The sequence below is a fragment of the Pseudomonas sp. NPDC090752 genome (assembly GCF_055584805.1).
Window position 1 is genome coordinate 60,035 of sequence record NZ_JBVJLI010000011.1, and the last position, 22,090, is coordinate 82,124.

Annotated in this window: 22 protein-coding genes; 8 read left to right on the forward strand and 14 right to left on the reverse strand. The window is 61.9% G+C overall.

Annotation, left to right across the window (positions count from 1 at the left end):
- Window positions 1-73 precede the first annotated feature (73 nt).
- A complete protein-coding gene (locus ACZ6YA_RS16070) occupies window positions 74-2,515 on the forward strand; it encodes a TonB-dependent siderophore receptor (RefSeq protein ID WP_465898103.1) in 2,442 nt (813 codons plus the stop codon).
- Between the two features lie 85 nt (window positions 2,516-2,600).
- On the opposite strand, the gene ACZ6YA_RS16075 is transcribed toward ACZ6YA_RS16070, so the two are convergent.
- The gene (locus ACZ6YA_RS16075; RefSeq protein ID WP_008097338.1) at window positions 2,601-2,792 is read right to left on the reverse strand and encodes a DUF4223 family protein; all 192 of its coding nucleotides are present in this window, start codon (window positions 2,790-2,792) and stop codon (window positions 2,601-2,603) included.
- A gap of 217 nt (window positions 2,793-3,009) precedes the next feature.
- Here ACZ6YA_RS16075 and ACZ6YA_RS16080 point away from each other — a divergent pair, with 217 nt between their 5' ends.
- Both ACZ6YA_RS16080 and ACZ6YA_RS16085 read left to right on the forward strand, forming a co-directional pair.
- Window positions 3,010-4,062 (forward strand): proline racemase family protein, encoded by a 1,053-nt coding sequence (locus tag ACZ6YA_RS16080; protein WP_465898104.1) that lies wholly within the window; start codon window positions 3,010-3,012, stop codon window positions 4,060-4,062.
- A 64-nt stretch (window positions 4,063-4,126) separates the two neighbouring features.
- Entirely contained in the window at window positions 4,127-4,996 is an 870-nt protein-coding gene (locus tag ACZ6YA_RS16085) for a LysR family transcriptional regulator (RefSeq protein WP_465898105.1), read from the forward strand.
- A 126-nt stretch (window positions 4,997-5,122) separates the two neighbouring features.
- Here ACZ6YA_RS16085 and ACZ6YA_RS16090 read toward each other — a convergent pair whose 3' ends face one another.
- The 3 genes from ACZ6YA_RS16090 to ACZ6YA_RS16100 are packed head-to-tail and all read right to left on the reverse strand — an operon-like array spanning window position 5,123 to window position 9,079.
- Window positions 5,123-6,337: a hypothetical protein gene (locus ACZ6YA_RS16090; protein WP_465898106.1), complete on the reverse strand. Its 1,215-nt coding sequence runs from the start codon at window positions 6,335-6,337 to the stop codon at window positions 5,123-5,125.
- 10 nt (window positions 6,338-6,347) lie between these two features.
- Window positions 6,348-8,216: a hypothetical protein gene (locus ACZ6YA_RS16095; protein WP_465898107.1), complete on the reverse strand. Its 1,869-nt coding sequence runs from the start codon at window positions 8,214-8,216 to the stop codon at window positions 6,348-6,350.
- Window positions 8,217-8,224: 8 nt separating this feature from the next.
- Complete coding sequence (locus ACZ6YA_RS16100; protein WP_465898109.1) at window positions 8,225-9,079, reverse strand: SH3 domain-containing protein; 855 nt, start codon at window positions 9,077-9,079, stop codon at window positions 8,225-8,227.
- A 685-nt stretch (window positions 9,080-9,764) separates the two neighbouring features.
- Between ACZ6YA_RS16100 and ACZ6YA_RS16105 the strand changes: the two genes are divergently transcribed.
- From ACZ6YA_RS16105 to ACZ6YA_RS16125, 5 genes are all read left to right on the forward strand, one after another.
- Window positions 9,765-10,028: a hypothetical protein gene (locus ACZ6YA_RS16105; protein WP_465898111.1), complete on the forward strand. Its 264-nt coding sequence runs from the start codon at window positions 9,765-9,767 to the stop codon at window positions 10,026-10,028.
- A 155-nt stretch (window positions 10,029-10,183) separates the two neighbouring features.
- Window positions 10,184-10,453 carry a DUF3077 domain-containing protein gene (locus tag ACZ6YA_RS16110; RefSeq protein ID WP_465898112.1) on the forward strand — a complete coding sequence of 90 codons (270 nt, stop codon included), beginning with the start codon at window positions 10,184-10,186 and terminating at the stop codon, window positions 10,451-10,453.
- Between the two features lie 277 nt (window positions 10,454-10,730).
- On the forward strand, window positions 10,731-11,057 hold the full coding sequence (locus ACZ6YA_RS16115; protein ID WP_465898113.1) for a hypothetical protein: 327 nt from the start codon (window positions 10,731-10,733) through the stop codon (window positions 11,055-11,057).
- A 116-nt stretch (window positions 11,058-11,173) separates the two neighbouring features.
- Window positions 11,174-11,863 (forward strand): S1 family peptidase, encoded by a 690-nt coding sequence (locus ACZ6YA_RS16120; protein WP_465898114.1) that lies wholly within the window; start codon window positions 11,174-11,176, stop codon window positions 11,861-11,863.
- Complete coding sequence (locus tag ACZ6YA_RS16125) at window positions 11,856-12,308, forward strand: hypothetical protein (RefSeq protein ID WP_465898115.1); 453 nt, start codon at window positions 11,856-11,858, stop codon at window positions 12,306-12,308. The genes ACZ6YA_RS16120 and ACZ6YA_RS16125 overlap by 8 nt, the downstream gene beginning before the upstream one ends.
- A 64-nt stretch (window positions 12,309-12,372) precedes the next feature.
- Here the strand turns inward: ACZ6YA_RS16125 and ACZ6YA_RS16130 are convergent, their stop codons facing one another.
- The 10 genes from ACZ6YA_RS16130 to ACZ6YA_RS16175 form a co-directional block, all read right to left on the reverse strand.
- Window positions 12,373-12,948, reverse strand: coding sequence for a lysis protein (locus ACZ6YA_RS16130; protein WP_465898116.1), 576 nt, complete (start codon window positions 12,946-12,948; stop codon window positions 12,373-12,375).
- Entirely contained in the window at window positions 12,945-13,496 is a 552-nt protein-coding gene (locus ACZ6YA_RS16135; protein WP_465898117.1) for a glycoside hydrolase family 19 protein, read from the reverse strand. Before ACZ6YA_RS16135 ends, ACZ6YA_RS16130 begins: the two co-directional genes overlap by 4 nt.
- A 56-nt stretch (window positions 13,497-13,552) precedes the next feature.
- Entirely contained in the window at window positions 13,553-17,029 is a 3,477-nt protein-coding gene (locus ACZ6YA_RS16140) for a hypothetical protein (RefSeq protein ID WP_465898118.1), read from the reverse strand.
- 81 nt (window positions 17,030-17,110) lie between these two features.
- On the reverse strand, window positions 17,111-17,614 hold the full coding sequence (locus tag ACZ6YA_RS16145; protein ID WP_465898119.1) for a tail fiber assembly protein: 504 nt from the start codon (window positions 17,612-17,614) through the stop codon (window positions 17,111-17,113).
- Window positions 17,614-18,417 carry a hypothetical protein gene (locus ACZ6YA_RS16150; protein WP_465898120.1) on the reverse strand — a complete coding sequence of 268 codons (804 nt, stop codon included), beginning with the start codon at window positions 18,415-18,417 and terminating at the stop codon, window positions 17,614-17,616. Before ACZ6YA_RS16150 ends, ACZ6YA_RS16145 begins: the two co-directional genes overlap by 1 nt.
- 2 nt (window positions 18,418-18,419) lie before the next feature.
- On the reverse strand, window positions 18,420-19,064 hold the full coding sequence (locus ACZ6YA_RS16155) for a YmfQ family protein (protein ID WP_465898121.1): 645 nt from the start codon (window positions 19,062-19,064) through the stop codon (window positions 18,420-18,422).
- Complete coding sequence (locus ACZ6YA_RS16160; RefSeq protein ID WP_465898123.1) at window positions 19,055-20,098, reverse strand: baseplate J/gp47 family protein; 1,044 nt, start codon at window positions 20,096-20,098, stop codon at window positions 19,055-19,057. The genes ACZ6YA_RS16155 and ACZ6YA_RS16160 overlap by 10 nt, the downstream gene beginning before the upstream one ends.
- Window positions 20,088-20,474 (reverse strand): phage GP46 family protein, encoded by a 387-nt coding sequence (locus ACZ6YA_RS16165; RefSeq protein WP_465898124.1) that lies wholly within the window; start codon window positions 20,472-20,474, stop codon window positions 20,088-20,090. The genes ACZ6YA_RS16160 and ACZ6YA_RS16165 overlap by 11 nt, the downstream gene beginning before the upstream one ends.
- Window positions 20,471-20,971 carry a phage baseplate assembly protein V gene (locus ACZ6YA_RS16170; protein ID WP_465898230.1) on the reverse strand — a complete coding sequence of 167 codons (501 nt, stop codon included), beginning with the start codon at window positions 20,969-20,971 and terminating at the stop codon, window positions 20,471-20,473. Before ACZ6YA_RS16170 ends, ACZ6YA_RS16165 begins: the two co-directional genes overlap by 4 nt.
- An 8-nt stretch (window positions 20,972-20,979) precedes the next feature.
- A complete protein-coding gene (locus ACZ6YA_RS16175) occupies window positions 20,980-22,089 on the reverse strand; it encodes a phage baseplate assembly protein (RefSeq protein WP_465898125.1) in 1,110 nt (369 codons plus the stop codon).
- Window position 22,090: the final 1 nt, after the last annotated feature.

The following is a 22,090-nucleotide window of genomic DNA, read 5'->3' on the forward strand; positions in this document are numbered from 1 at the left end:
CCCTTTTTTCGATCTCGTTCGGTTTACCCCTCACACGACATTTCACATCACCGTATCGATTCCAGGGACCCGCATGCCGACGCCTCTCCACCCCGCGTATCGCCTGGCGCTTGCCGCGCCGCTTTTTGTCTGCGCCGCAACCCCATTGATGTTGCCGGCAGCGCTGGCCCATGCCGAGCAGGTCGTTAGCGCCGAGACAACGTTCGATATCGCCCCTGGCTCACTCGCCGGCGCCCTCAACCAGTTCAGCAGCCAGGCCGGCATTTATCTGGCGGGTAGCAACGAACTGGCTGCCGGCAAGTCCAGCCAGGGCCTGCAGGGACGCTACAGCGTCGCTCAGGGCCTGGCGCGACTGTTGCAAGGCAGTGGCCTGCAGGCCGTACCACAAGGTAATACCGGCTACGTGCTGCAACCCGCCACCGATGGCAATGCGCTGCAACTGGACGCCACGGCCATCAACGCCGCTGCCGAGCTGGCCAGCAACGGCCAAGGCGACGCAGGCTACCGTGCCGTGGCCAGCAGTACCGCCAGCAAGACCAGCAGCGCCCTGGCCGATACACCACGCTCGGTCTCGGTGGTGACCCGCCAGCGCATGGACGACCAGCAGTCGCAGACCCTCACCGAAGTGCTCGGCTACGTGCCGGGGATTTTCTCCCCACCCTTCGCCGGCGGTGACGGCCAGGCCGGCGACCTGTTTTTCATCCGTGGCTTCAACGCCACCGATTATGGCTATGGCCTGCTGCGCGACGGGCTGCGCGTGCAGGGCAACCGCTACGACACCAGCAGCGAACCCTACGGCCTGGAACGCGTTGAAGTGTTCCGCGGCCCGACCTCGATCCTGTACGGCGAGAACGCACCCGGTGGCGTGGTCAACCTGGTCAGCAAGCGGCCCACTGCCGAGGCGCGTGGCGAGGTGCAATTGAGCTACGGTTCGCACAACCGTCGCCAGCTGGGTATCGACGTATCCGGACCTCTGAGCGATGAGGGCAACATCCTGGGTCGCCTGGTGATGATGGGGCGCAAGTCCGATACCCAGATCGACCATCAGCCGGACGACCGCCTCTACCTCGCCCCGTCGCTGACCCTGAACTTCGACGACTTCAACAGCCTGACCGTACTGGCCACCTACCAGCGCGACCGCACCCTCATGGAGCTGGGCTACCCCGCCGCCGGCACCCTGCTGCACAACCCCAATGGCAAGATCGACAAGGACCAGCTGTCCGGCAACCCGGACTGGGATAACTTCGAGCGCGAAACCTGGAGCCTGGGCTATGCGTTCAGCCACCGTTTCAACGATACCTGGCAGTTCCGCCAGAACTCGCGCTACCTGCAGTCGCGCATTGACCGCCAGGAGATGTGGCCGGGCAACCTCAACAACGGCGGTTTCGGCACCACTTTGAGCAACACGGCTTACGACCGTTACAACAAGTCCATCGCCTATTCGCTGGACAATCAGTTCGAAGGCCACTTCAACGCAGGTGCGTTCGATCACACCCTACTGTTCGGCGCCAGCCTGGACCGCACCTCGTTCAACCAGGACTGGGACGCTGGCAACGGTGGCACCATCAACGTGTTCAATCCCGTGTGGAACGGCAAGCCCACCACCCCCCTGCACGTGCAAAACGCCTTGCTCGAACAGACCATGTACGGCCTCTACAGCCAGTTGCAAACCAAGGTCGACCACTGGGTGCTGTTGCTGGGCGGGCGTCTGGACCGGGTCAACAGCCAGTTCCGCAACAAGGCCGGCACGCTCAACGCGCAAGCCGACATGGACAGTTGGGACAGCGACTTCACCTGGCAGACCGGCGTGATGTACCAGTTCGACAACGGCCTGTCGCCGTATTTCAGCTACTCCACCGCCTTCGCCCCAACCCAGCAGACCGAGAGCAAAAGCGGTGCGCTGGACCCTACCACCAGCGAACAGTATGAAGTGGGCATCAAATACGAGCCCAAGGGCTGGAACACCGCCTTTACCGCCTCGGTATACGACCTGCGCAAGAAAGACGATGTGCTGTACGACGCTGCAGTGGGTGACTATCGCCAGATCGGCGCCAGCCGCGCCAAGGGGGTGGAACTTGAACTCAACAGCGACCTTAGCGAGAACCTCAACGTCACGGCGGCCTATACCTATACCGACTCGCGCATTACCAAGGACGTGGCCGGATCGCTGTATGAAGACCACCAGATGACTGGCGTGCCGCGCAACCAGGCATCGGTGTGGAGCACCTATCGCTTGCGCGACGGGTTGCTCAAAGGGCTGAGCATCGGCGGCGGCGTGCGCCATTTCGACAGCACGTTCGCCTATACACCGGCGAGCCTCTACGGAAAGCTCGATACCGGCGACGTGACCTTGGTGGATGCCAAGGTGGGGTATGAGATCGACGACAACTGGTCGGTCGAGGTCAACGCCCGCAACCTGTTCGCCAAGGAGTACGTGGCAGGCTGCAACAACGCCGGGCGTTGCTACTGGGGTGAAGAACGGACCGTGCTGGGCACCGTTTCGCTGCGCTGGTAAGGCCGCAAACAAAAGCCCCCGGGCATTCGCATGACCGGGGGCCTTGGATCAGGTCGCAAGCGACATGATCAGGGGATCGCCAAGCTTACTGCGGCTGAGGCAGCTTATCGATCGGGCCGCAGCCGCCGATGACCTTGGAGATGGAAACCGAAGGGTGGAACAGGTAGTCGTACGAGCAGTTTTTCTGCTGGTTGTAGACTTGGCCAGTGCAACCGGACAGCAGGGCAACGCCCGAAACGACAGCAACGGCGACGGTGGCCTTGAACAGCTTTTTCATTACTCAGTCCTTTAAATGAATCAACAGCCATCATTCTGATGGCGGCGGGATGATACCCAACCAAGGCATTGGATCCAAGTCGCGCGAACACATGGCCCCACACTAGACATCGACAAACCCGATCACCTGATCGCAATTTTTCGCCTTACAGCTTCTATGCCTGTCTCTATGCTCCGGCCCACACCCGCCTCAATTCCAAAAAGACAGGGCCGATACGATGTCATTCAAACGCACTATTCACGCCATCGACACCCACGCCGGCACCCCCATGCGCGTCATCACCGGCGGCATCCCGCACATCCCCGGCGACAGCGTGCACGCCAAGATGAAGTGGCTGGAAGCCAACGATGACCAGCTGCGCAAGCTGCTGCTGCGCGAACCGCGCGGCTACCCGGCGCACTGCTGCAATATCATCGTCCCTCCCAGTCACCCCGAGGCCGATGCCGGCTACATCATCATGGAGCAGATCGAGTACCCGGTGATGTCCGGTGGCAACACCATCTCGGTGGTCACCGTGCTGCTGGAGATGGGCATGCTGCCGATGTGCGAGCCAATCACCGAACTGGTGCTGGAGGCCCCGGCCGGGCTGATCCGCATCAAGGCGCAATGCGAAGGCGGCAAGGTCAAGGCCGTCACCTTCCAGAACGTGCCGGCGTTTGCCGCACATATCGACGCCGAGATCGATGTGCCGCACCTGGGCAAGGTGCGCGTGGACGTTGGCTGGGGCGGGATGTTCTATGTGATTGCCGACGTGCGTCAGTTCAAAGGGCTGGCGCTGATCCCCGAGCATGGCGGGGAGATCGCCCGGGTGTCGTCGATGATCCGCCAGGCCGCCATCGAACAGTTGCCGGTCGCCCACCCCGACTACCCCGGCATTGGCATCACCATTTCCCAGCTGTCCGGCCCCAGCGAAGACCCCAATGCCGACTGGAAGAACGCCGTGACCATGGCCTCCGGTGAATTCTCCTGGGACGACCCGGCCACCTGGACCGGCGCTTTGGATCGTTGCCCGTGTGGCACCGGAACCTCGGCGAAAATGGCCACTCTGTACGCAAAGGGTGAGCTTCCCCTGCACCGCGACTTCCGCCACCAGGGCCTGCTGGGTAACGTCTACACCGGCCGCCTGATCGACGAAACCACGGTCGCCGGTAACAAGGCGGTGGTGCCGACCATCACCGGGCGCAGCTGGATCTACGGCCTGAACACCCTTGTCCTCGACCATGAAGACCCGTTCCCCGAAGGCTTCACCATCGGCGACATCTGGGCCTGAGTGCAATGCGTTAATATCGGCGAGTCGGGCCAGCCGGCTCGCCTGTTGACGAAGGTCGCACGCCATGAACATCGAGCACCTGCGGGCCTTCATCGAAGTGGCCGCCAGCGGCAGCTTCCACAAGGCCGCCGAACGCCTGCATATCACCCAATCCTCGGTCAGCGCACGAATCAAGGCCCTCGAAGAGCGCCTCAACCGCCCGCTGTTCAGCCGTAGCCGCCACGGCGTCACGTTGACCTCCGGCGGCAACCTGTTCTACCGCCATGCAGTGTCGGTGATCAGCGCTTGGGAGCGCGCCCAGCAGGACGTCGCCCTGCCCAACGAGATGCGCAGTACCGTCAGCCTCGGCCTGCCGATGAATCACTGGGGCAGTATCACCGCCGACTGGGTCGCCTGGATGAAGCAGTACCAGCCACGGGTTGCCACGCAGGTGCAATCGGATTATTCGATGCTGCTGATGAACGAGCTGCGCGAAGGGTTGCTGGACCTGGCGATCCTCTATGAACCGCACCACTGGCCCGATGTGATCCTTGAACCGTTTCTCGAGGAGCCACTGCAACTGGTGTCCACCCAAGTCGGCACGCTGTTCGACGGGCATGGCGAAGGGTATGTGTACATCAGCTGGGGGCGCTCGTTCAGCGAGCAGCACAATGACGCCTTTCCCGGCACCCGTCGCCATCGACTGTCCATCACCCAGGAAACCATTGCGCTTGAGTACATCCTCAAGCACGGTGGCTCGGCGTATTTTTCGCAGTTCATGGTCAAGGACTTGCTGGCCGACGGGCGTCTGCATACCGTGGCCGGAGCGCCGGCACTCAGCGTGCGGACCTATCTGGCGTTTTCCACCTTGCGCGAGCGTTCGCCAGAAACACTAAAGGCTGTAGAGGGGCTTAAGTCGATCCCGTTCTACCAGCAGGGCAAGCGCTTCAGCTAAATGGAGCAATCACCCGGCCCCCGTAGGAGCGGCTTGAGCCGCGAACACCGGCGACGCCGGTGCCATCCTCCGCGTCGCTTGCTTCGCGGCTAAAGCCGCTCCCACTGAGTAGGCGCGGTTAGCGAATCAATTGCTTTCCAGCTCGTAAGCCTTGCTCACGAATATCGCGGCGAACAGGCTCTTGCCCTCCTTGAACTTGTAGTCCTCCTCGAAACTGCCCTCTTCCACCAGCTTGCGGCTGATCGCGCATTCCGAGTCGCTGTGGTTCTTACCTTTCGCGCCAAAGTCGCTGGACCACGTCAACAGTCCCACCTCGTCACAGAAGGCCTCGAACTTGGCTTTGGGGGCGGTCTGCTGGTAGCTGCCGTAGGCCTCTTTCAACGGTTTGAAACCGTTGTAAGCGAGCGAGTAGCGCTCGACCTTGGCCACCCGCGCAAAGTGGCTGACAGCGCCCGTCAGCACCGCCTGGCCGGCGTAAGACTGATAGGACCCGAGAATGAAGCCGCTCAACGCGTTTTTCAGCGCGTCTTCGACGTCGTCGAGTTCAGGCAATGAGGCAAATTCAGCCGTGCGGACGATTTCACCCACCTTGGAGCCGTCGTTGCGGTGGATTACCACGAACTTCATCGAGCCTTCACCATCACTGGAGCGCGTGAGGGTGAAATCCAGATCTACCTGGGTGCCGTAGGCTGCGGTGCTGTTCACCAGAAACGCACCCGTGACCGGCTGGCGCACGGCCAGGTTGCTACCCCAGGCGAAGTCCGACGAGGTGGCCCGGCCATTGGCCAACAACTCGCTATGTGGCTGAATCTCGTCGTTCACGTCAGAGACCAGCACCACTTCAGCGCCCTTGTTGGCAATGTACGGGTTACCCATCTGCAGGCCGAGCAGCTGAATGTGGATCTCCCCAGCCTTGCTGTCGCCGCTTTGGGCAACCTTCAGCGCGTCGGCTTTCAGGTAGACACCCGCCACGTTTCGGCCAGAGACGGCGCTGAGCTGGTACTTGGCCCAGTTGGCCAGGCCTGATTCATTGGAGCCGCCAGGTTCCAGGTTGAACGACCCCATCATGCCGCGCAGGAAGTTCATGGCCCCGTTGGTCTGCGCGGTAGCCATGCGAATCTCGGGGTCGGCTACGGTCAGGTTGCCGGAAAACGCCGAATACGAGACCTCGCCTTCGGACAGCACGTCCTCAAGGAAGTACCGCTCCTTGAACTGCTCGTAGTAACTCAGCGCAGCCTTCTTGCCCGAGCTTGCCAGCATCGCGTAGCCGCCGCCCAGCACCAGCACCGCTGCGGCGGCACCGCCTATCAGCAGCTGCTTCTTGTTCATCTGTTTGATCATCGGGTATGCCTCACTGGACCTGGGCGGAAGCGTTCTTCCAGTCGTTCACGTACTGTTGGGAGACCTCGGGGGTCCAGCTGAAGTCGATGTCGGCGTTGGGGAATTCCTTGGCCAACACGGCGCCGAACGATACGCGGTCGGCGCAGCGGTCCTGCTTGCAAGCCTCGGGCTCACCAGCGCTGTAGGCGCGGTAGGTGGTGATGGCTTGGCCGTCTTCCAGCGGGTAGTACGGCGTGGCGTTCGCTACCTGGGCGACGTACCAGCCTTCGCTGTAGTCCTCATCCGCGACCAGGCGGCCCTTGCTCGGGAAGTCGAGGGTGTAGAAGTCGCCTTGCTTACCGGTGACATGCACCATCATCGGCGACACAGCGGCCGAGGACGACGGGTCCTGCAGCGCCAGTGGCGAGGCGAAGCGCACCTTGATGCCGGCCATCTGGGCCAGGGCTTCGGTTTCGCGGCCCTTGAACTCGCTCATGCCCGCTTGCAGTTCCTGGTAACGCTCCAACACACGGGAATGGGTGCGGGCCAGTTCCTGCTGGCGCTGACGCACTTCACGCACACGCTGCTGCTCACGCTGGACCGCCCAGTTCGCACCATCGCGCACATCGAAGAACAGGCCTTGACGGTTGATGCCGATGCGGTTGCGGACAATCTTCTGCGCGTCATTGCCCCAGATGTTGTTGGAAATCGCCGACAGGTCTTTGACGATGAACAGGGTGTTCACATCGGTGGTGCTTGGCGAGGTGGTCTTGATCAGGTCGAAGATCTCCAGGGCGGCTTCCTTGTAGGTGGCCGCGTCCAGCGCGAACGACTCGTCAGGCGTGACCGCCACATAGGACGGGTCGCTGCCGAACGGCCTCAGCACGCCATAGCTGGAGCGGCTGAACACCAGGTACACCTTCATCTTCCGGTTCGGGATTTCGCCTACCAGAAATACCGCCTGGTCGGCTTGCGGGGTGAGATAGGCAACCGCCTTGTCCTTCACCGCTTCCTCCAGGTTTTTGGTGAACACCAGCGCGCTCGGGTGGACGTAGACACGGTTCCAGTTATCGCCACGGTAAGTGCCGACAGCTTTCCAGCTGATTTTCTCGAAGCTGCCCTGGCCAAAACCGGACGCGGGGCACGGCATGGCTGGCGTGGTGCCGAACGACAGGGTGTCGCCGTCGCTGATGATCGAGGTGCTGAGCACCCACTTGCAGCCTGCGCCGTCGGTCACTTGCATCAACTGCGGGTTCTGCAGGACCAGGGAGCGGCCGTAGTCGCCTGTAGCGGCTGCAGCAATGGCTGCAGTGGGTGCAAGGGTTACGGGAGGTGGTGCTGCCGGCGCCGGCGCTTCAGCGGCTGGTGCGGGTGGCTGCACGGGGGCGGCTGCGACTTCTGCCACCGGAGCTGGAGCAGGCTCGACCTTGACCGGCTCTGCGGTGGCAACCGGGGCTGCTGGAGTTGGAGCTGGTTCCGGTGCTGGCGCCGCTACGGGTGCAGGCGCCTCTGCTTGAGCCGGCGCCGCCGGGGCTGGAGCTGGAGCTGGAGCAGCAGGTGCTGCCGCCAGCGTTACCAGGCCCAGGTTCGAGGCCGTGCCCGAGCCACTGGCGTACACGTTGCCGGTCGCATCGACCGCCTTCCAGGTCACCTTGGCGGTGGCGCAGTCTTTGGCGAAGACGAACGGCAGCTTGGTCAGCAGGCCCGAGAGCAACTGCTGGTTATCCCAGGCTGGGCGGGTGATGGTCAGTTCGACATCCGGCTTGCACCAGTTGGTGGCGTCGCCCGGAACCTCGACCTTGATGTTGTCTTTTTTCGAATAAGCCAGCTCGTGACCAAACGCCTGCGGTACCAGACCGCAAGCGCCGATGACTGCAAGCGCGAGCGCATGTTTTTTCATGGGGGTCCTCAGATCAGTTCCCAGGTGCCGTTGGCTTGTTTGCAGAAGGTGTTCTGCTCCTGCTCGGTCTGGCCGCTTTGCGACTTCAGGCTGACGGTGACCGGGCGGCACGCGGCCTCGGCGGCGACGGTCTCGGTCGGCAGCGACTGCAGGGAGTCGAGGTCGAAACCTTGGGTTTCCTTGTTCGCGGCGACGTCCAGATCGTCCAGGTTCACGGCAGGAGCAGCGCGCTTGGCAATCGCTTGCGCCTTGGGCTCGACGTAATTCTTGTGCACATAGCCGACCGTCACGCCCTTGCGGCCCACCAGGATCCAGTCACCGGTGGAGCCCACTGCAGTGAACTCGGTGTGGCTCTTCAGGCTGCCGACCTTCTCGCCGCTCGGGTTGGGCGCGGCACGCACATTGAGGTTGTCGCTGATGGTCACGTACGGCTCGTTGATCAGCTTCATCGACGGCACCGCCTGGATCTTCGGCGCGCGTTTGACCTCGACCTTCTTGGTCTGGGTGTACTCCTTGCCGGGAGTGATCTGCGCCGTGGCACCGGAGTGGTCGGACTTCCAGGTCACCGGCTGGGCACCGGCAGTCGGCTGGCTCAGCACTTCCTGGGTACGCAGGGCCAGCGCCTGCTGGTCCTTCTCATCGAGCATGTGGCCGATGCGGTTGCCGACATAGGCACCGATACCACCGGCGATCAACGCTGCGGCGATCTTGCCGTTGCCACTGCCCATGGTCGAGCCGATGGCCACGCCGGCCAGGCCACCGATCACGGTGCCCGCCTGCTCTTTGCTGATCCCGAGCTGGGCACAGGCGGTGGTGGTGGCGATAGCGACCGCCAGGAGGGACGCGACGAATTTCTTACGCAAGTGGAACACTCCATTTCCGCTGGGTCACTCTGCGCGCGGCAGAGGCCTGGTTGAGTTGTGAAAGATCGACAGGCACGCGCATGCCGCAGCCAATTGCAGGCTGCAGCGGTCGGGGCTGTGAGGGGCGGCTCCACCCTGCGAGCTGAGGGCGTGGAGCGAATACGACGGGGAGCATCCAACCAATCCATGTCAGAAGAAGGTCATCGTCCAGTGCGCGTAATCATTACGGCAGAGGGCCTGGACGAGAGTGGCGTTTTGCCGCTGCATTGTAACGCAAGGTTACATTGGCAATACAAGGCAAAAAATGGGCAAACGGCTGCACTGTCTCCCGCAAAAGTACCGACCGCCTTTAGGTAAAATTCGAATTTATACCGAACCCTGTAGTCCGTTTCCGATACTCGCTCACGCGCTCACCTAATGATTGCGACCGCTTTGATTGCGGCCTAGCCTCGGCGCTTTACTCACAAGCCACCAAGCGGCGATCACTCCACAGAGGTGCGCCACGTCAGACTCGCGAAGGTTATCGCCTGGCTATAGTGCGCGGGGCGAAAGTAATGGCAGCTGTACATGGGGCACCTTCGCGTGCGCCGGGTTCCTTGGGTCACCGGTCTGTCAACCCGTGTATAGCTGCCTCCATTCGTTTGACAGCGTTGATGGGTGGCTCCACCTGACTCAAGGCGCTTTCATGCGCAAGATAGTCCCCGATCCGCCCTACTCCCTCGATTCCTCGTACATGTTGCAGGACACCCTGGTCCAGACCTCGGAATACGTCACCTGTGCCTTGTCCGTCGCCCGCCAATCGGTGCAACTGAAACCCACCTCCCCCAGCTCGATCGTGATGCAAGCGGTTATCCATGAAATGGAAGTTGCCCATGTACTGGTGGAATCGGCGCTGATGCAGCTGCAGCGCCAAGTGCAGTTGCCGACGGGACCTAGATCGTTGCACTAGAGCTCAAGTATTGGGCTGCCTGTGCTGGCCTCTTCGCGGGCAAGCCCGCTCCCACAGATACAGCGCTGCACTTGAGGGCCACGCTATTCCTGTGGGAGCGGGCTTGCCCGCGAAGAGGCCGGCACAGGCAACAAAAATTTCAGGGAGAAAAATCAATGGCCACTGACGACACTCAGCATCACGCCACAGTTGGCAAAACCCGCTTCTACCAAGCAGAAGTCCAGATCCAACCGCTATTGCGCATCGAGCCAGGCATCCCCTGCCAAGCCGTCCGTGAACAGGCATCCGAGCTTATGGGCTATGTCCGAGACATGACCTTGATCGGTGTGATGGACAGGGATGAAAAGCTGATCTGGGCAGCCCATTACCTGAGCGCAATGGCCAAGGCACTGCTGGATGATGCTGAATTGGGCATGAAAAATTAATCGCCCAAAACGAAAAAGCCCCCGGAAACTTTCGTTTCCAGGGGCCTCATCTTGTATGGCGGAGAGATAGGGATTTGAACCCGCCCGTCGCGCGCAGCAGCCCGCGACAGGCCGGCATTCATTGAGGCAATACGCGCTCACGATGGCCAGCGATGGCCCAATGCGGCCCCGCTTTTGCCCTAATTTTGCCCTAAAACGGCCGCCGATCACGGAGCGCTTGCGCGGCACATCCATCCGCAACAATACTGTATGCACATACAGCATCGAGAGCCGGAAGATGGACATCGACACAATGGGCTTCGAATATGGCATGCCTACACAGATGGAAATGCTCGAACAGCAATCACACATCCTGATGGCGGAGAACGACGATCTGAGGGCTCAGCTGACACTGGCTCGCTCAAATATCACCAAGCTCGTAGAAATCAACCAAATGATCAACACTCAGGTGGCCGCCGAGTCCTTGCGCGCCAATGGCTTGCACGTGCGCCTGGTGCAGATAGGTAACCGATTACGCTGCAATCATGGGATTGATATCTGTAATTGGTTCGCTGATGAATCTGCAGCGGCACCGTACACTCTGCAGGCCGGGCTGGAGGGTTAAACAAACGTAGCTAAGCTGCAGCCTCTTCACCGAAAAACCAAGCTGCTCTAGCATAGAGCAGCTGCAAGCTGGAAACCGCTGGCCAATCAGCATACCGTCGCCGAGGGAGAGACGACATGATTGCTCAACTAGTTAAAGATATATCACCGATCTGCGTAGTTATCTGCTCCAAACCCCAAGCTGATGCCAAGTTGATATTTCAGGCCACTGGCTTTTTCTGTGGAAGCCAAGGCTATGTATTGACATGCGCACACGGCATAGACCTAACGAAAGAGCTTTTTGTAGGGATATCGCCGAACGTCAATGAATTTCATAAAACTCAAAACAGAAGGTTTGATTTTGCCCCCGCCACGGTAGTACAGCACGATCCGATTAACGATGTAGCCCTTCTTAAAGCAACTGATGCTATAACCGTTTCTTCCCCTCCACCTTCTTACGCGACCTGTAGTGAGTTGGATGTAGATGTCGGCGCCAGCGCAATCTATCTTGGCTTTCCATTTGCACCTATGGGACTACAACTAATGAAAGTCTCTAGCACAATAGTGTCAGCCAAGTCTCTTACCGAAAACGAAACACGCCAGCTGGTTCTGGATTCTACTGTCAATAATGGAAATAGCGGCGGTCCATTAATCGAGGTGACAACCGGAAAGGTAATCGGGATCATAGCGGGTCGCCACTCCCCCAGCGGCGCAGAACCTGTCGCGTGGATCGGAGCCGCACCACTGGCGCAGGATAGCAACATTTCTTATGCCACAGGCATTAGCTACGGCGTGGAGCTGCTTAAAGCGGAAGGAGCATATGAATAAAGACGAACAGCAAGAGATTTTAGATGCCATACACTCATTGGTACCTAATCATATGCATGCATATTTAGAAAATGCTTTGAACGCCGAAAACTTTGATTTCGATCGTGCCGGCTTAGTCCTGACCGGTGAACTAAACCCAAGCAAAACAACTGTTCAAACGTCTGTGATCAAAAGAGAATCCAGCTTATGGTATGGAATTCAATCAGAAATCTATGACTTTCTATGCACCAATTCCACCACCTATAAAAACGAGCGACTTGAAGCAGGCATATCCCTGAAAAACATAATCGCTATTCTGGCCACCTCTATAGCCTCAACCTTTCACATTGCATTTGGCATAGTATCCGGAATCGTAACGCTGGCCATAATTGGCGCATTCAAAGTAACAAAAAATGCATGGTGTAAAATTCAAAAAGAAAAATACAGCCCTAGAAGATTGACTTGAAAAGCCACCACAACCAGTTACTGAAAAGCCTAATCCCCGAAATGGGGATTAGGTTAAAACTTATCTAATCGCTCGCACCCATGACCTGAAGAGTGCGCACATAAGATTGACAGGCCTGAAGCGCAATCAGCCCCCGGTCGCCTTCGTCGGTGATGGCGATAATTCGTTGAGCATACGCTCGGTCAAGTTGGGCACGTACGGCGCCATGTACCACGCCTCCGGTGTCGGCGGCTTCTCGCACCCCACCGTCACCACTCGAGCCGGTAGAGGCTCCGGCGTCGACAAGAACTGACAGCCGCAGATCAGAGGTAGCAAGCCGGTCGCGCAGACGAGCTTGAGCTTGTTGAACATCTTGCATCTCCCTCCAGTGGGTTTGGGCCTGTGCCTGCAGGCGGGCCTCTATGGCGCGTCGCGCCTCTTGCTGCGCCGCCAGCTGATCAAACGCTGCCGCAGCCGCCTTCTCTCGCTCAAGGCCATACGCCCGGTCCTTCGCCGCCAACTGCTTGCTATAGCTGATGGCTTGCTCGGCGAGCTGCGTCGAGTAGACATTGGCTTGCCATAACCAGGCCGCCCGGGCACCAACAGCGCACGCGATCAGCAGCGCAGCCCCCGTAACTAGGCGAGTGGCCCAGGCCCTCACTGCAGCACCTCGAGCGCCCTCTTGTAGATTGCCTTGCGATCCTCCAGGCCATTGGCACCACCGTTGATCCGCTTGGTGATGGCCAAGATGTCGCCCTTGTCGGCCAAGCTGTTCAGGCCTTCCTTCTGCCAGAACCAGCCGGCCGACATGCAGGCGTAGACCGGATGCTCGAGCAGTTCAGGGGTTATGAGCAGCCGGCTGTCACCGAACAGAGCTTCGCTACAGGCTTCGTAATTGAACCGGCCTGTCACCTGGATGAGGCCACGACCTCGGTACAGCTGGCCATCGCCGTCTGCTACAGGCGTATTGCCCAAGCGCTGGGCCAAACGGCCGGTGTCGTACTTCGACAGATACTTATCACTACCAAGCTCGCGCACGTACTGGAGCTGGCCCGACTCGTGTCCGATTTGGGCAAGAAATGCAGCCATTCGCAGCCGCGTGACTATGCCGTACTTGCCCATAGCAGCGTTGAGGCCAGGAACAAAAACGCCGGCTTTGTTTCCAGCGCCTGGAAGCATTTGCTGCAACTGCTTTTCGGTAATCGACATCAATACACTCCAAATAAAAAGCCCGCACAAGGCGGGCACAAGGAAAGAGGTTGCGGTTAGGGAATGATCATCGCCATCAGCTTGCCGGTGTTGCCCAACTGGATGGGGCCGCCGTGGTTGTACAGGTTGGCGTTGGTCATGTTGCGGTGGCTGAGACCTGTACAGCCCTCACGCCCCGGACCCTCGATCAGGTTGGTCGGTACGTAGGCGCAGCCAGTGTCCAAGGCGACGCGGGTGCTGTCGTCGTAGGACTTGCGCCAGATGGAGTCATCCACGCTCGCTTCGCCGAACAGGTTGAGTCGAGGCGAGGTCAGCACAATGACCTCACCCCCCTGCGCCTTGAAGGCCTCAATGATGGTGCGGTGCGAGCTGTACCACCAATCGGCCCCCAGGCCATTGGCAAAGGCCAGTACCATCAGATCGCCCTGATCAGCCAGCATGGCGTTGAGCCGGTCCGGGTGCGCCCCGTTCGGCACACCGTTGACCGAGGTATCGGCCGAGGTGGTGCCACCCACGCCCCAGTTGCGGTACTCCACATCAGCACCCCAGCGCTCACGCATCGCCGCGATCAGCTGCCAGACGAAGCCATACTTGATGTGCGACGACTGGGTGGACCAGGTGAAGTCAGAATCGCTGTTGCTGTAGATCGGGTACTTCGCCCGCGTGTCGGCGGGGATTCGGTCGAAGAACGAAGCCAGGTCGCGGTTGGTGTTGGGCTCAAGCGGATACAGCGCCCCGCCGCCCATATCCACGCTGCTCGACCCGTACCCGATCAGCCGAATTAGCTGACCACGGCGCAGCTTGGCCAGCGTCTTCGGCAGCTTGGCGCGGCAATAGGCCAGCCAGTCGTCATAGGCCTGGCCGGCCAGCTGATCCCGCAAGTCGCGGTAACGCCAGCTCTGCAGCACGTCGACGCCAGCCGGGTAGACATACACCTCATTGAGTCGAACATGCCCCGCCGGCAACACCGGCTTGTACTCTTCCGGGTCGATAGCGCGCCCCGTACCCTTGGTCACCACCAAGGCGCCGCTGGTCAGGTTGACCGACACCAGGTCGTAGCGGTGCAGATGCCCGGTGTAACTGATGGTGCACGGCTCGTTGGCAATGGCCTTGAGGCCATACAGGTAGCAGGTGTTCGGCTTCACCGCATAATCAACACCCTCGGTCAGCACTGCGCCGTCCGAGACCCGCTTAACGACCCGATTGGAACTGTACTGATGCGGCAGCCGCGCGCCCGGAATGGCACCGCCGGCAGGCGCGGCAACCAGGGTGAAGGGATAATCCACCACCGGCTCCGTATCCGGGGCGGCAATGGCCACCACCTGCTCCACCGTCTTGAGCAGGCCACCCAACTTGTTGACCGTGAAGGCCTGGATCATCGGGTTGAAGCCGGTCACCGCCTGGGTTTCCAGCTGGGTACCCACCACGGTTACCGCGCCGGTGTAGTTCTCCGCCTGGCTGCTTTCCTTGGGCACTGCGGCCAGGCGCTGGTCGATCATGAAGTCTTGCACGCTCACCCCGGCATTGACTTCGGACACCTGCCAGCGCACCGATTTCAGGCGCAAGCTGTTGGCATTGGTCGAAACCGCCCCAGCGATGTAACTGAGCACCGGGCCAAACAGCGCCGCGCCGTCTGCCACCAGGTATTCGACCACGCGAGTGTAACGGGTACCGGCGAAGGCCTCGCTGATCAGCGTGCCGGCGTTGCCAATGCCGCCGTCGACGTACACCGCGCGGTCCTTGCGCAGCAACTTATCGGCAGCAAAGGTCGCACTGACCTCGGCCTCCAGCGTCATGCGGATGGTCTTGCCGACGATAGCCGCCCGCGTCGCGGCATCGAACGGCAGCAGCACGCGGTTGTACACGCCGGCTCCGCTCTTGCCGGCAGGGATATCGAAACCGACGATAATGCCGTTTTCCCGTACCAGCACGGCGCCGTTGGCGTCCGCTGCGCCGGTGACCGTGGCCTTGTCCAGCAGGTTGGACGACGACACCAACAGGCTCTTTTCCGTGGGCTTGATCTGCTCTTGGAAGCGGGCCAAGAACGCCACGTCGGCCGCACGCTTGTTACCGGCCGGCACGCCCTGCACGGCCCAGGTCAGCGACTTGAACTGCACCGAGATATCTTGACCCGGCGCGACGGCCGAGCCATGCACCTGCAGGCTGATCGCCCACGACACATCGGTCGGATCGACCACGTAGTCGACCACCTTGGTGATCACCGCCCCCTCCTGGGCCATCGACACCAAGGTCGCCGCCACCACCGCAGAGGCGCCCGTGCCTCGCGCAGCGCGCATCCCGGCCAAAAACTGGAAGTCCAGCAGGTCCAGGGCGCCGGGGGTGGCTGTGAATTTGGCGGTGATGCGCACGGTACTGCCCGCCATCAGCTTGACCTGCTCGGCATCCAGCGTCATCAGGTCGAAGAAGTAGGCGTCAGCGCCCGTCGAAGCGGCCGGCACCTTGAGGCCGGCAATCGCCGGTGATGCCGCGCCGGCCGGCAACGCACTGGCGCCGTTCGGGAAATAACCCCAGCCGTTGCTGATCACCGTTGGCTCCCATTGCCACGACAAGCCCGCGTTGGCGTTCATCTCCTCAAACAGCTTGGTGCGCTCAAGGTTCGCCGTGCTGTACTGGGTGAGCTTAGGTGATGCGGCCACGATACCGAAGGACACTCGGTCAACGGTCAACGTGCTGTTGGCCGGCGCCGCGCTGCCGGCCTCCACGCTCAGCAGAATGCCAATCTGCGTGTCCTCGGCGGTGACCGTGTACTGCACCACGCGCCGGTACCGGCCAGCGGCATAGGTCTCGCTCACCACCCGGCCGCCATTGCTGACCACATTGCCGGCCAACAGCGAGCGGAATGCACGGTCCGTACGCAGCTTGACGGCACCGCCGAACGATCCGCTATAGCGGCCGGTGATCACGGCCTGAACCGTAGACCCGACCAGACTGGTGACATCGACGTTGGCGGTCGGAAACATCACCGTCAGGTAGGTCAACGTACCGGTTGAGCCCTGCGGTACGGAGATCCCGCACGGGCGGCCGAAGCGGCGCGTAATCACCCCGCCGTTGTTGGCCTCGGAAGCCCAGCCCGAAACGAAGGTCAGGTCGCTGGTCATCAAGGATGAGGCCGCCGCCAGCTCAGCTTGGGAGACGGCCTTGCTGTTGGGGTAGCGGTTCTGCTCAACCGCTGCGCCGTTGACCTTCTTGTACAGCACCAGGTATTCGTCACTGCTGGGCGAGGGCACACTGAAAAAGCCGTTGGCCGGCACTGCCGCCAAACCGGCCGCCGTGGTCGCGAAGACCATTGCACCGGCCATCTGCGCCGCCACATCGGTCAACGCCGCATCGATCTTTTCGCCCGCCAAGCGAGCCTGCTTGGCCAACGCCGGGACCGGGCCGCCTTCGGTCTCCACATCCTGCCAGGCCCCACCATCCACATACTGCTCTTGCTTGGCGGATGCCGCTTTCGCCTGCGCGGCGGCCTCCGAGAGCATGCCGGCATAACCTTCCAGCGCCGAAATGTCAGTCATTTACTTTTCTCCAGGCAACAAAAAACCCGCCGGGGCGGGTTCTGTAATCAGCTAATCAACAGGGTTCGGCAGCGCCGAGACTCATTCGGGGGCGGGGTCGGCGCCGCTTGCGTCGTCAGCGCCCGGGAGCGGCGGCCACGTCACGCTGGCCGGGTAGCCCGCCTGCTCTTCGATCCGCGAGAGCAGCACGCGGTAGGTGCACCAGGTGTCGTACTCGACCTGCTTGAGCGGCAGCGCCGCCGCCTCGGCCTCGGTCGCCATGCCGAGGCGCACCGCGTCTTGCAGGGGCGCCAATACCACCTGCAAGGCATTGATGGCGACCGTGGCGGCGGTGTTGAGTTGAGCGCGCGCCTGCAGCACGCTGCGCACCAGATCGCCATCCGAAGGCTCCAGCACCGCGCCAAACTCCAGCGCAACGGCCCGGGCAAACAGCTCGCGGCCATAGGCCTCGCAATCCTCGGGCGATGCGGTAAAGGGTATTTCACCCAAGGCCACCGGGTTTTCCTCGAAGGTCACCAGCAGGTTCAGCGACCTGTGCTTGGCATCATTCCACTGCGGATTGCGGGCACTAACTACGGTAAGCATCAAGATACCCTCAGGCACAGTGTGGTGGAGTCGGACGACTGCCCGTCATGGTTGTATACCGCGCCCATCAGCTTCCAAGTGCCGGCCGGAATGCCGCTGGGCGAAGAGGCGGCGGCGTTGGAATAGGTGCAATAGCCGCCCGCGATCAGCGTGCCGGCCGGCAATGGATCGCTGCTCGACGACACTCCGCCGCCCACCACCAACAGCGCATACGTGCCGACAGCACCCACCTCCGCCGAGGCCTGAGCCACGATGGCTTTGGGCGTGGCATTGTGGTCGGTCCAAATCGGGTCAGCGATGTTATAGCCCTCCAAGGACGTGGCCTTGTCGGCCTTGGTGTTCAACCCCGCGTCAACTTCCGCCTTGGTGTAGGCGTCGGCAATGCCGTAGCCGCCCAGCGTCGTCGCCTTATCTGCCTTGGTGTTCAGCGCCGCATTGATTTCAGCCTTGGTGTAGGCATCGGTGATGCCGTAACCGCCCAGGGTGATCGCCCAGTTGGCTTTCTGCGCAAGCATCGAATCGGTTTGCGGCTTGGTGTAGGCATCGGTAATGCCGTACCCCGCCAGCGTGGTGGCCTTGAGCGCAAAGTTAGCCACCATCTTCTGCGCCGCCTTCAACACTTGCGTGCTGTCGGCCTTATCCAGCGCCGGCAGGTAGGCCAAGATGAAGTTGCACAACTCGTCCTGGACCATGTTCAGCCATTCGGCCTTGATCGGCGTGGGGGCTACACCGCCCACCAGCGAGCCGTAACGGTAGGCCCCGGCCGGCGTGGCCAGATCCGTCCATGCGGAAATTTTCTGCATCGTCAAAGGTCCTTGAAGCCGCTCACCGCTGCGGGGGCGACGTAGTGAATGGCGTTGAACATCTGGTCGACCTTCTCGGCAACCCCTTGCACCACCTCCAGGCCAAAGCCCATGCGCACATCGGTGTATTCCGGGGCCTCCAGCTGCAGGCGGCAGTCGAGCGCGGCAGCCTCCACGGTGCCGTAGTAGTCGACAGGCGCATGGACCTGCCAGGACCAGGGCCAGGCATCGCCATACAGAAAGTCGCCGGCCACCGCCGGGCCCACGCGCGGCGGGCGAAACTCGGCAATCTGCGCCTCGACACCGGCCTGATCTGCCAGGCCCAGGTAGTACGAACGCTGCGGGGCGCCCGTGGCGGTCAGCTTGTTGATGACCGCCTGCCGGCGCTCCTCCAGCGTCTGCGACCCTGGCACCGTGCAGGCGTCGGGCAAACCGAGATACGCCTCCCAATCCGGCAGCAGCCAGGTCACCGTGGCCGGGTTCTGCTCCAGGGAAAGTTGCGCGCCCGCTGCGTCGACGCGAGCCAGCTCGGGCGCCGAGCCGTCAATCAACTGGGCCACATCGGGCTGCAGCTCGGCATCAAACGCCGGCCCCGGGGGAAACAGCTGCTGCAGCTGGTCGCGGTAATCGTCCTCGGTCATTGCCATGTGATCGCTCCCAGCGTGCCCATTTCATTTGTGGCCACCAGCACATCGGCCGCCGGCACCGGCAGTTCGTGATCGGTCTCGCCGGGGGTATTGCTGATCGCAGAGCGAATATGCGTGCGATACAACTTCGCCCCCGGTCCCGCCTCATCCGCGATCAGGGTGGCCAGCGACTTGCGCACCTCCTCACGCAAGGCCGCGCTGTCGGGGGTTAGCTTGATGGTGAAGCTGATGACCCGATTGATTGGCGCGAAGGCGTACACCTCGGCCGTGACGGGGCGCTTGGTGTCCAGATAGGCCTGCACCTCGGCCACCTTCTCGGCGCCGGGAAAAATGTCCTCATCGCCATCGCAGACGAACATCAAACCGAACGTGCCGGGCCCCATCCAGCGCGGCAGCGCCCAGGCACGGGTCACGCCAGGCACCTCCCGCGCCCACTCTTCAAAGTCGGAGCCGCTGCCGACCTTGCTCGGGTTCTGAAACGCCGCCTGCACCCGCGTGCGCAGCGGCTCGATTTCTTCCTGATCAGCGCCACCGGTCAAGCCACCGGCGCCGATGGTGGCCTCGGGGTTGACGCCTAAGGCCGGGCTGACGGCGGTCAGCGTTCCCGACTCAATGTTGCCCAGCGCGCCAGGCGTCTCGGCGCGCACCGGCACCTGTGCGGTGCCGCCCACCAGACGGGTCGTTACGGTCACGACGTAGCGGCGGCCGTCCTGATGCTGATACACCATGTCCGCATCGACCAGGGCATTGTTGGCCCCGACGACAGCAATGGGGCCGGTCGCCGACACCGCCGCCTTGCGCCCGTCTTTCAGTCGCCACTCCGCCCACCGCAGCAGCATCTCTTCGTCGCAGGTCGCTGGGTGCGATTGCCGGGCAATCCACTCCTGATGGCCATACAGGCCGTAGGCCGCCCCACTCAGCACCCTTGACGCCACCTTGGCATCCGAGCGGCGCAGGGCGTCCGGGGCATTGCGCTCATAATCCGATTGGGTGCGCGTGATTAGCGCGGGCAGCGTCGGCATCTCATACGGCATTGATCAAACTCCAGGTATCTTCAAAAGCCAGCTGCAGGGTTTCCCCGTTCAGCTCTGTCAGCAGCACCACCAGGTTGAGCCGGTCATTGCCCAAGCGCTCCGCCGTGACCGTCACGGTGGTAACAATCTCGTCGTCGGTCATCCAGCGCAGGGCCTCTTCGGCGTAGTCGCGCGCATCGCGCAAGGTGTCCTCGGTCAGCGTGCGCCGACGCAGCAACCACAGCCGTGAACCGATCTGGTCGCCGGCCTCGCTCGGCGCGCAGTCGCCCCACCAGCCCTGCCGGTCGGCATCGTCCAAGGCATCGTCGGCCGCCGCGCGCCGCCAGCTGAACAGGCTGATGGTCACCGCCCGGCGCAACAGCGCTTCGCGGCTCATCCGCCACCGCCCACCGGCTGGCCGGTATTGCCTGGCCCCGGCATCACGCCGTCGTGCAGGTGCTCAATCTGGCTGATGCCGCCGGCCACCTGATCGCCGGCCGACTCGATGCGGCCGGTGGTACTGATCAGCGGGGTGTCGAACTCCACCGCCTGGCCGGCGGTGATCTTGAGCGTCAGGGTTTCCAGCTCGATCACCCGGCCGCGCTTGAGCACTAAGCGGTCGCCTTCGTCGGTGTACAGCGCCACTTCACCGGCCTGCAGGCCCGGCAAGCGATAACGCCGGTCCGACACCACCAACACCACGCCATGGCTGCGGTCGCCGATAAAGCCAGCCACGGCCTCAGCGCCTTCGTGCGGGCACGATGTGAAGCCGTAGGGCTCCAGGTGCTCCATGTCGTCTTTCACTTCGCCGGCGGTGATACGCAGCTGCAGGCTTTGCAGCTTGCGCGTGGCATTGGCCAGCACCACCACGCCACGGGCCAGTACGCCCGCCATTGGGTTTCTCATGGCTTGTAGTCCGCAGGAATGAGGTATTCAAAGTTGTCAGTCTTCTTGCCTTTCTTGAGCTTGCGGCTCTCGTAGGCGTCGTTGGGCTCGGGCAGGAAGCCATCGGGCGGGGCCACAGTGACCTTGCACACGGTGCCGGGCTCCCCCAGCTCGTAACTGATTTCACTGATCAGCATGTCGCGGTCCAGACCGATCAGCGGGTCAATCACCCGCACGATCATGTTGTGCCGCCACAGCGCGCCATTGCTCTGTCGCCAGCCCTGCACCGTGTAGTTCAAGGTCAGCGCGCGACTGATCGCGTTGGCCCGCTCCCACTCCACCCGCGCGGTCGCCATGGCCGGGGTCATCTGGCCGGACTGGTGAATCACCTTGACCCGGCGGCGGGCCACCCGATCATCGGCCAACGCGGCCTCGACCTCGGTGGCCGCTGTGCCAAACGAGGTGTCGGTACCGCTGCGTTGCCCCCGGCTGATGTACTCGGAGAACACGTTGGAGAAATCCAGATTGGTGTCGCCGGTCAGAATGTTCTTGCCCAGCTCCAGGGCGTCGACGGCGCGGCCGGCGGTGCCGGGCGTGGCAATCACCAGCCGCCCCTGGCCATCGTCCGTGCTGAACAAGCGCGACAGGGTCAACAGCCGGTCGATGCTCTCGAACGCCGTTTCGCCGGGCTCGATGGTGTGGTCGTCCAGGCCGAGGGTGACGGCCGCTTCGTTGACCACCTTGATGCCGTACTCGCCGGCCAGGGCTTCGACGATCTTCTGCACGCTTTGCCCGCGCCACTGGCCCGGCGAGTTGATCGCCGCGCTGTCCACCAGGTCGGCGGTCTTCGAGCGCCCGGCAATGCTCAGGGTGATCGACTGGGCGTCGTAGCGGATCGGCGTGCTGAACACGTACCCGCTCAACACCAGGTCGTCGCCAATGCGCACTTCCACGGCTTCGCCCTGGCGGATACGCACCGGCATCTCGCCACTGCCCGGCCACTTCCAAGTAACGCCAACGCTGAAATCCCGCGCCTGCCGTTCCAGCCCGGCGCTGATGCTGACGTCTTTCCAACCCCCATAGTCATGCGCGCCAACGCTGAGGGTGACGGTGTTGTCTGGCTCCATG

Bases quoted from the DNA above. Each gene is read 5' to 3' on its own strand.
- ACZ6YA_RS16070 (WP_465898103.1), top strand. From the start codon at position 74: ATGCCGACGCCTCTCCACCCCGCGTATCGCCTGGCGCTTGCCGCGCCG.
- ACZ6YA_RS16075 (WP_008097338.1), bottom strand. From the start codon at position 2,792: ATGAAAAAGCTGTTCAAGGCCACCGTCGCCGTTGCTGTCGTTTCGGGC.
- ACZ6YA_RS16080 (WP_465898104.1), top strand. From the start codon at position 3,010: ATGTCATTCAAACGCACTATTCACGCCATCGACACCCACGCCGGCACC.
- ACZ6YA_RS16085 (WP_465898105.1), top strand. From the start codon at position 4,127: ATGAACATCGAGCACCTGCGGGCCTTCATCGAAGTGGCCGCCAGCGGC.
- ACZ6YA_RS16090 (WP_465898106.1), bottom strand. From the start codon at position 6,337: ATGATCAAACAGATGAACAAGAAGCAGCTGCTGATAGGCGGTGCCGCC.
- ACZ6YA_RS16095 (WP_465898107.1), bottom strand. From the start codon at position 8,216: ATGAAAAAACATGCGCTCGCGCTTGCAGTCATCGGCGCTTGCGGTCTG.
- ACZ6YA_RS16105 (WP_465898111.1), top strand. From the start codon at position 9,765: ATGCGCAAGATAGTCCCCGATCCGCCCTACTCCCTCGATTCCTCGTAC.
- ACZ6YA_RS16110 (WP_465898112.1), top strand. From the start codon at position 10,184: ATGGCCACTGACGACACTCAGCATCACGCCACAGTTGGCAAAACCCGC.
- ACZ6YA_RS16115 (WP_465898113.1), top strand. From the start codon at position 10,731: ATGGACATCGACACAATGGGCTTCGAATATGGCATGCCTACACAGATG.
- ACZ6YA_RS16120 (WP_465898114.1), top strand. From the start codon at position 11,174: ATGATTGCTCAACTAGTTAAAGATATATCACCGATCTGCGTAGTTATC.
- ACZ6YA_RS16125 (WP_465898115.1), top strand. From the start codon at position 11,856: ATGAATAAAGACGAACAGCAAGAGATTTTAGATGCCATACACTCATTG.
- ACZ6YA_RS16135 (WP_465898117.1), bottom strand. From the start codon at position 13,496: ATGTCGATTACCGAAAAGCAGTTGCAGCAAATGCTTCCAGGCGCTGGA.
- ACZ6YA_RS16140 (WP_465898118.1), bottom strand. From the start codon at position 17,029: ATGACTGACATTTCGGCGCTGGAAGGTTATGCCGGCATGCTCTCGGAG.
- ACZ6YA_RS16145 (WP_465898119.1), bottom strand. From the start codon at position 17,614: ATGCTTACCGTAGTTAGTGCCCGCAATCCGCAGTGGAATGATGCCAAG.
- ACZ6YA_RS16150 (WP_465898120.1), bottom strand. From the start codon at position 18,417: ATGCAGAAAATTTCCGCATGGACGGATCTGGCCACGCCGGCCGGGGCC.
- ACZ6YA_RS16155 (WP_465898121.1), bottom strand. From the start codon at position 19,064: ATGGCAATGACCGAGGACGATTACCGCGACCAGCTGCAGCAGCTGTTT.
- ACZ6YA_RS16160 (WP_465898123.1), bottom strand. From the start codon at position 20,098: ATGCCGTATGAGATGCCGACGCTGCCCGCGCTAATCACGCGCACCCAA.
- ACZ6YA_RS16165 (WP_465898124.1), bottom strand. From the start codon at position 20,474: ATGAGCCGCGAAGCGCTGTTGCGCCGGGCGGTGACCATCAGCCTGTTC.
- ACZ6YA_RS16170 (WP_465898230.1), bottom strand. From the start codon at position 20,971: ATGGCGGGCGTACTGGCCCGTGGCGTGGTGGTGCTGGCCAATGCCACG.
- ACZ6YA_RS16175 (WP_465898125.1), bottom strand. From the start codon at position 22,089: ATGGAGCCAGACAACACCGTCACCCTCAGCGTTGGCGCGCATGACTAT.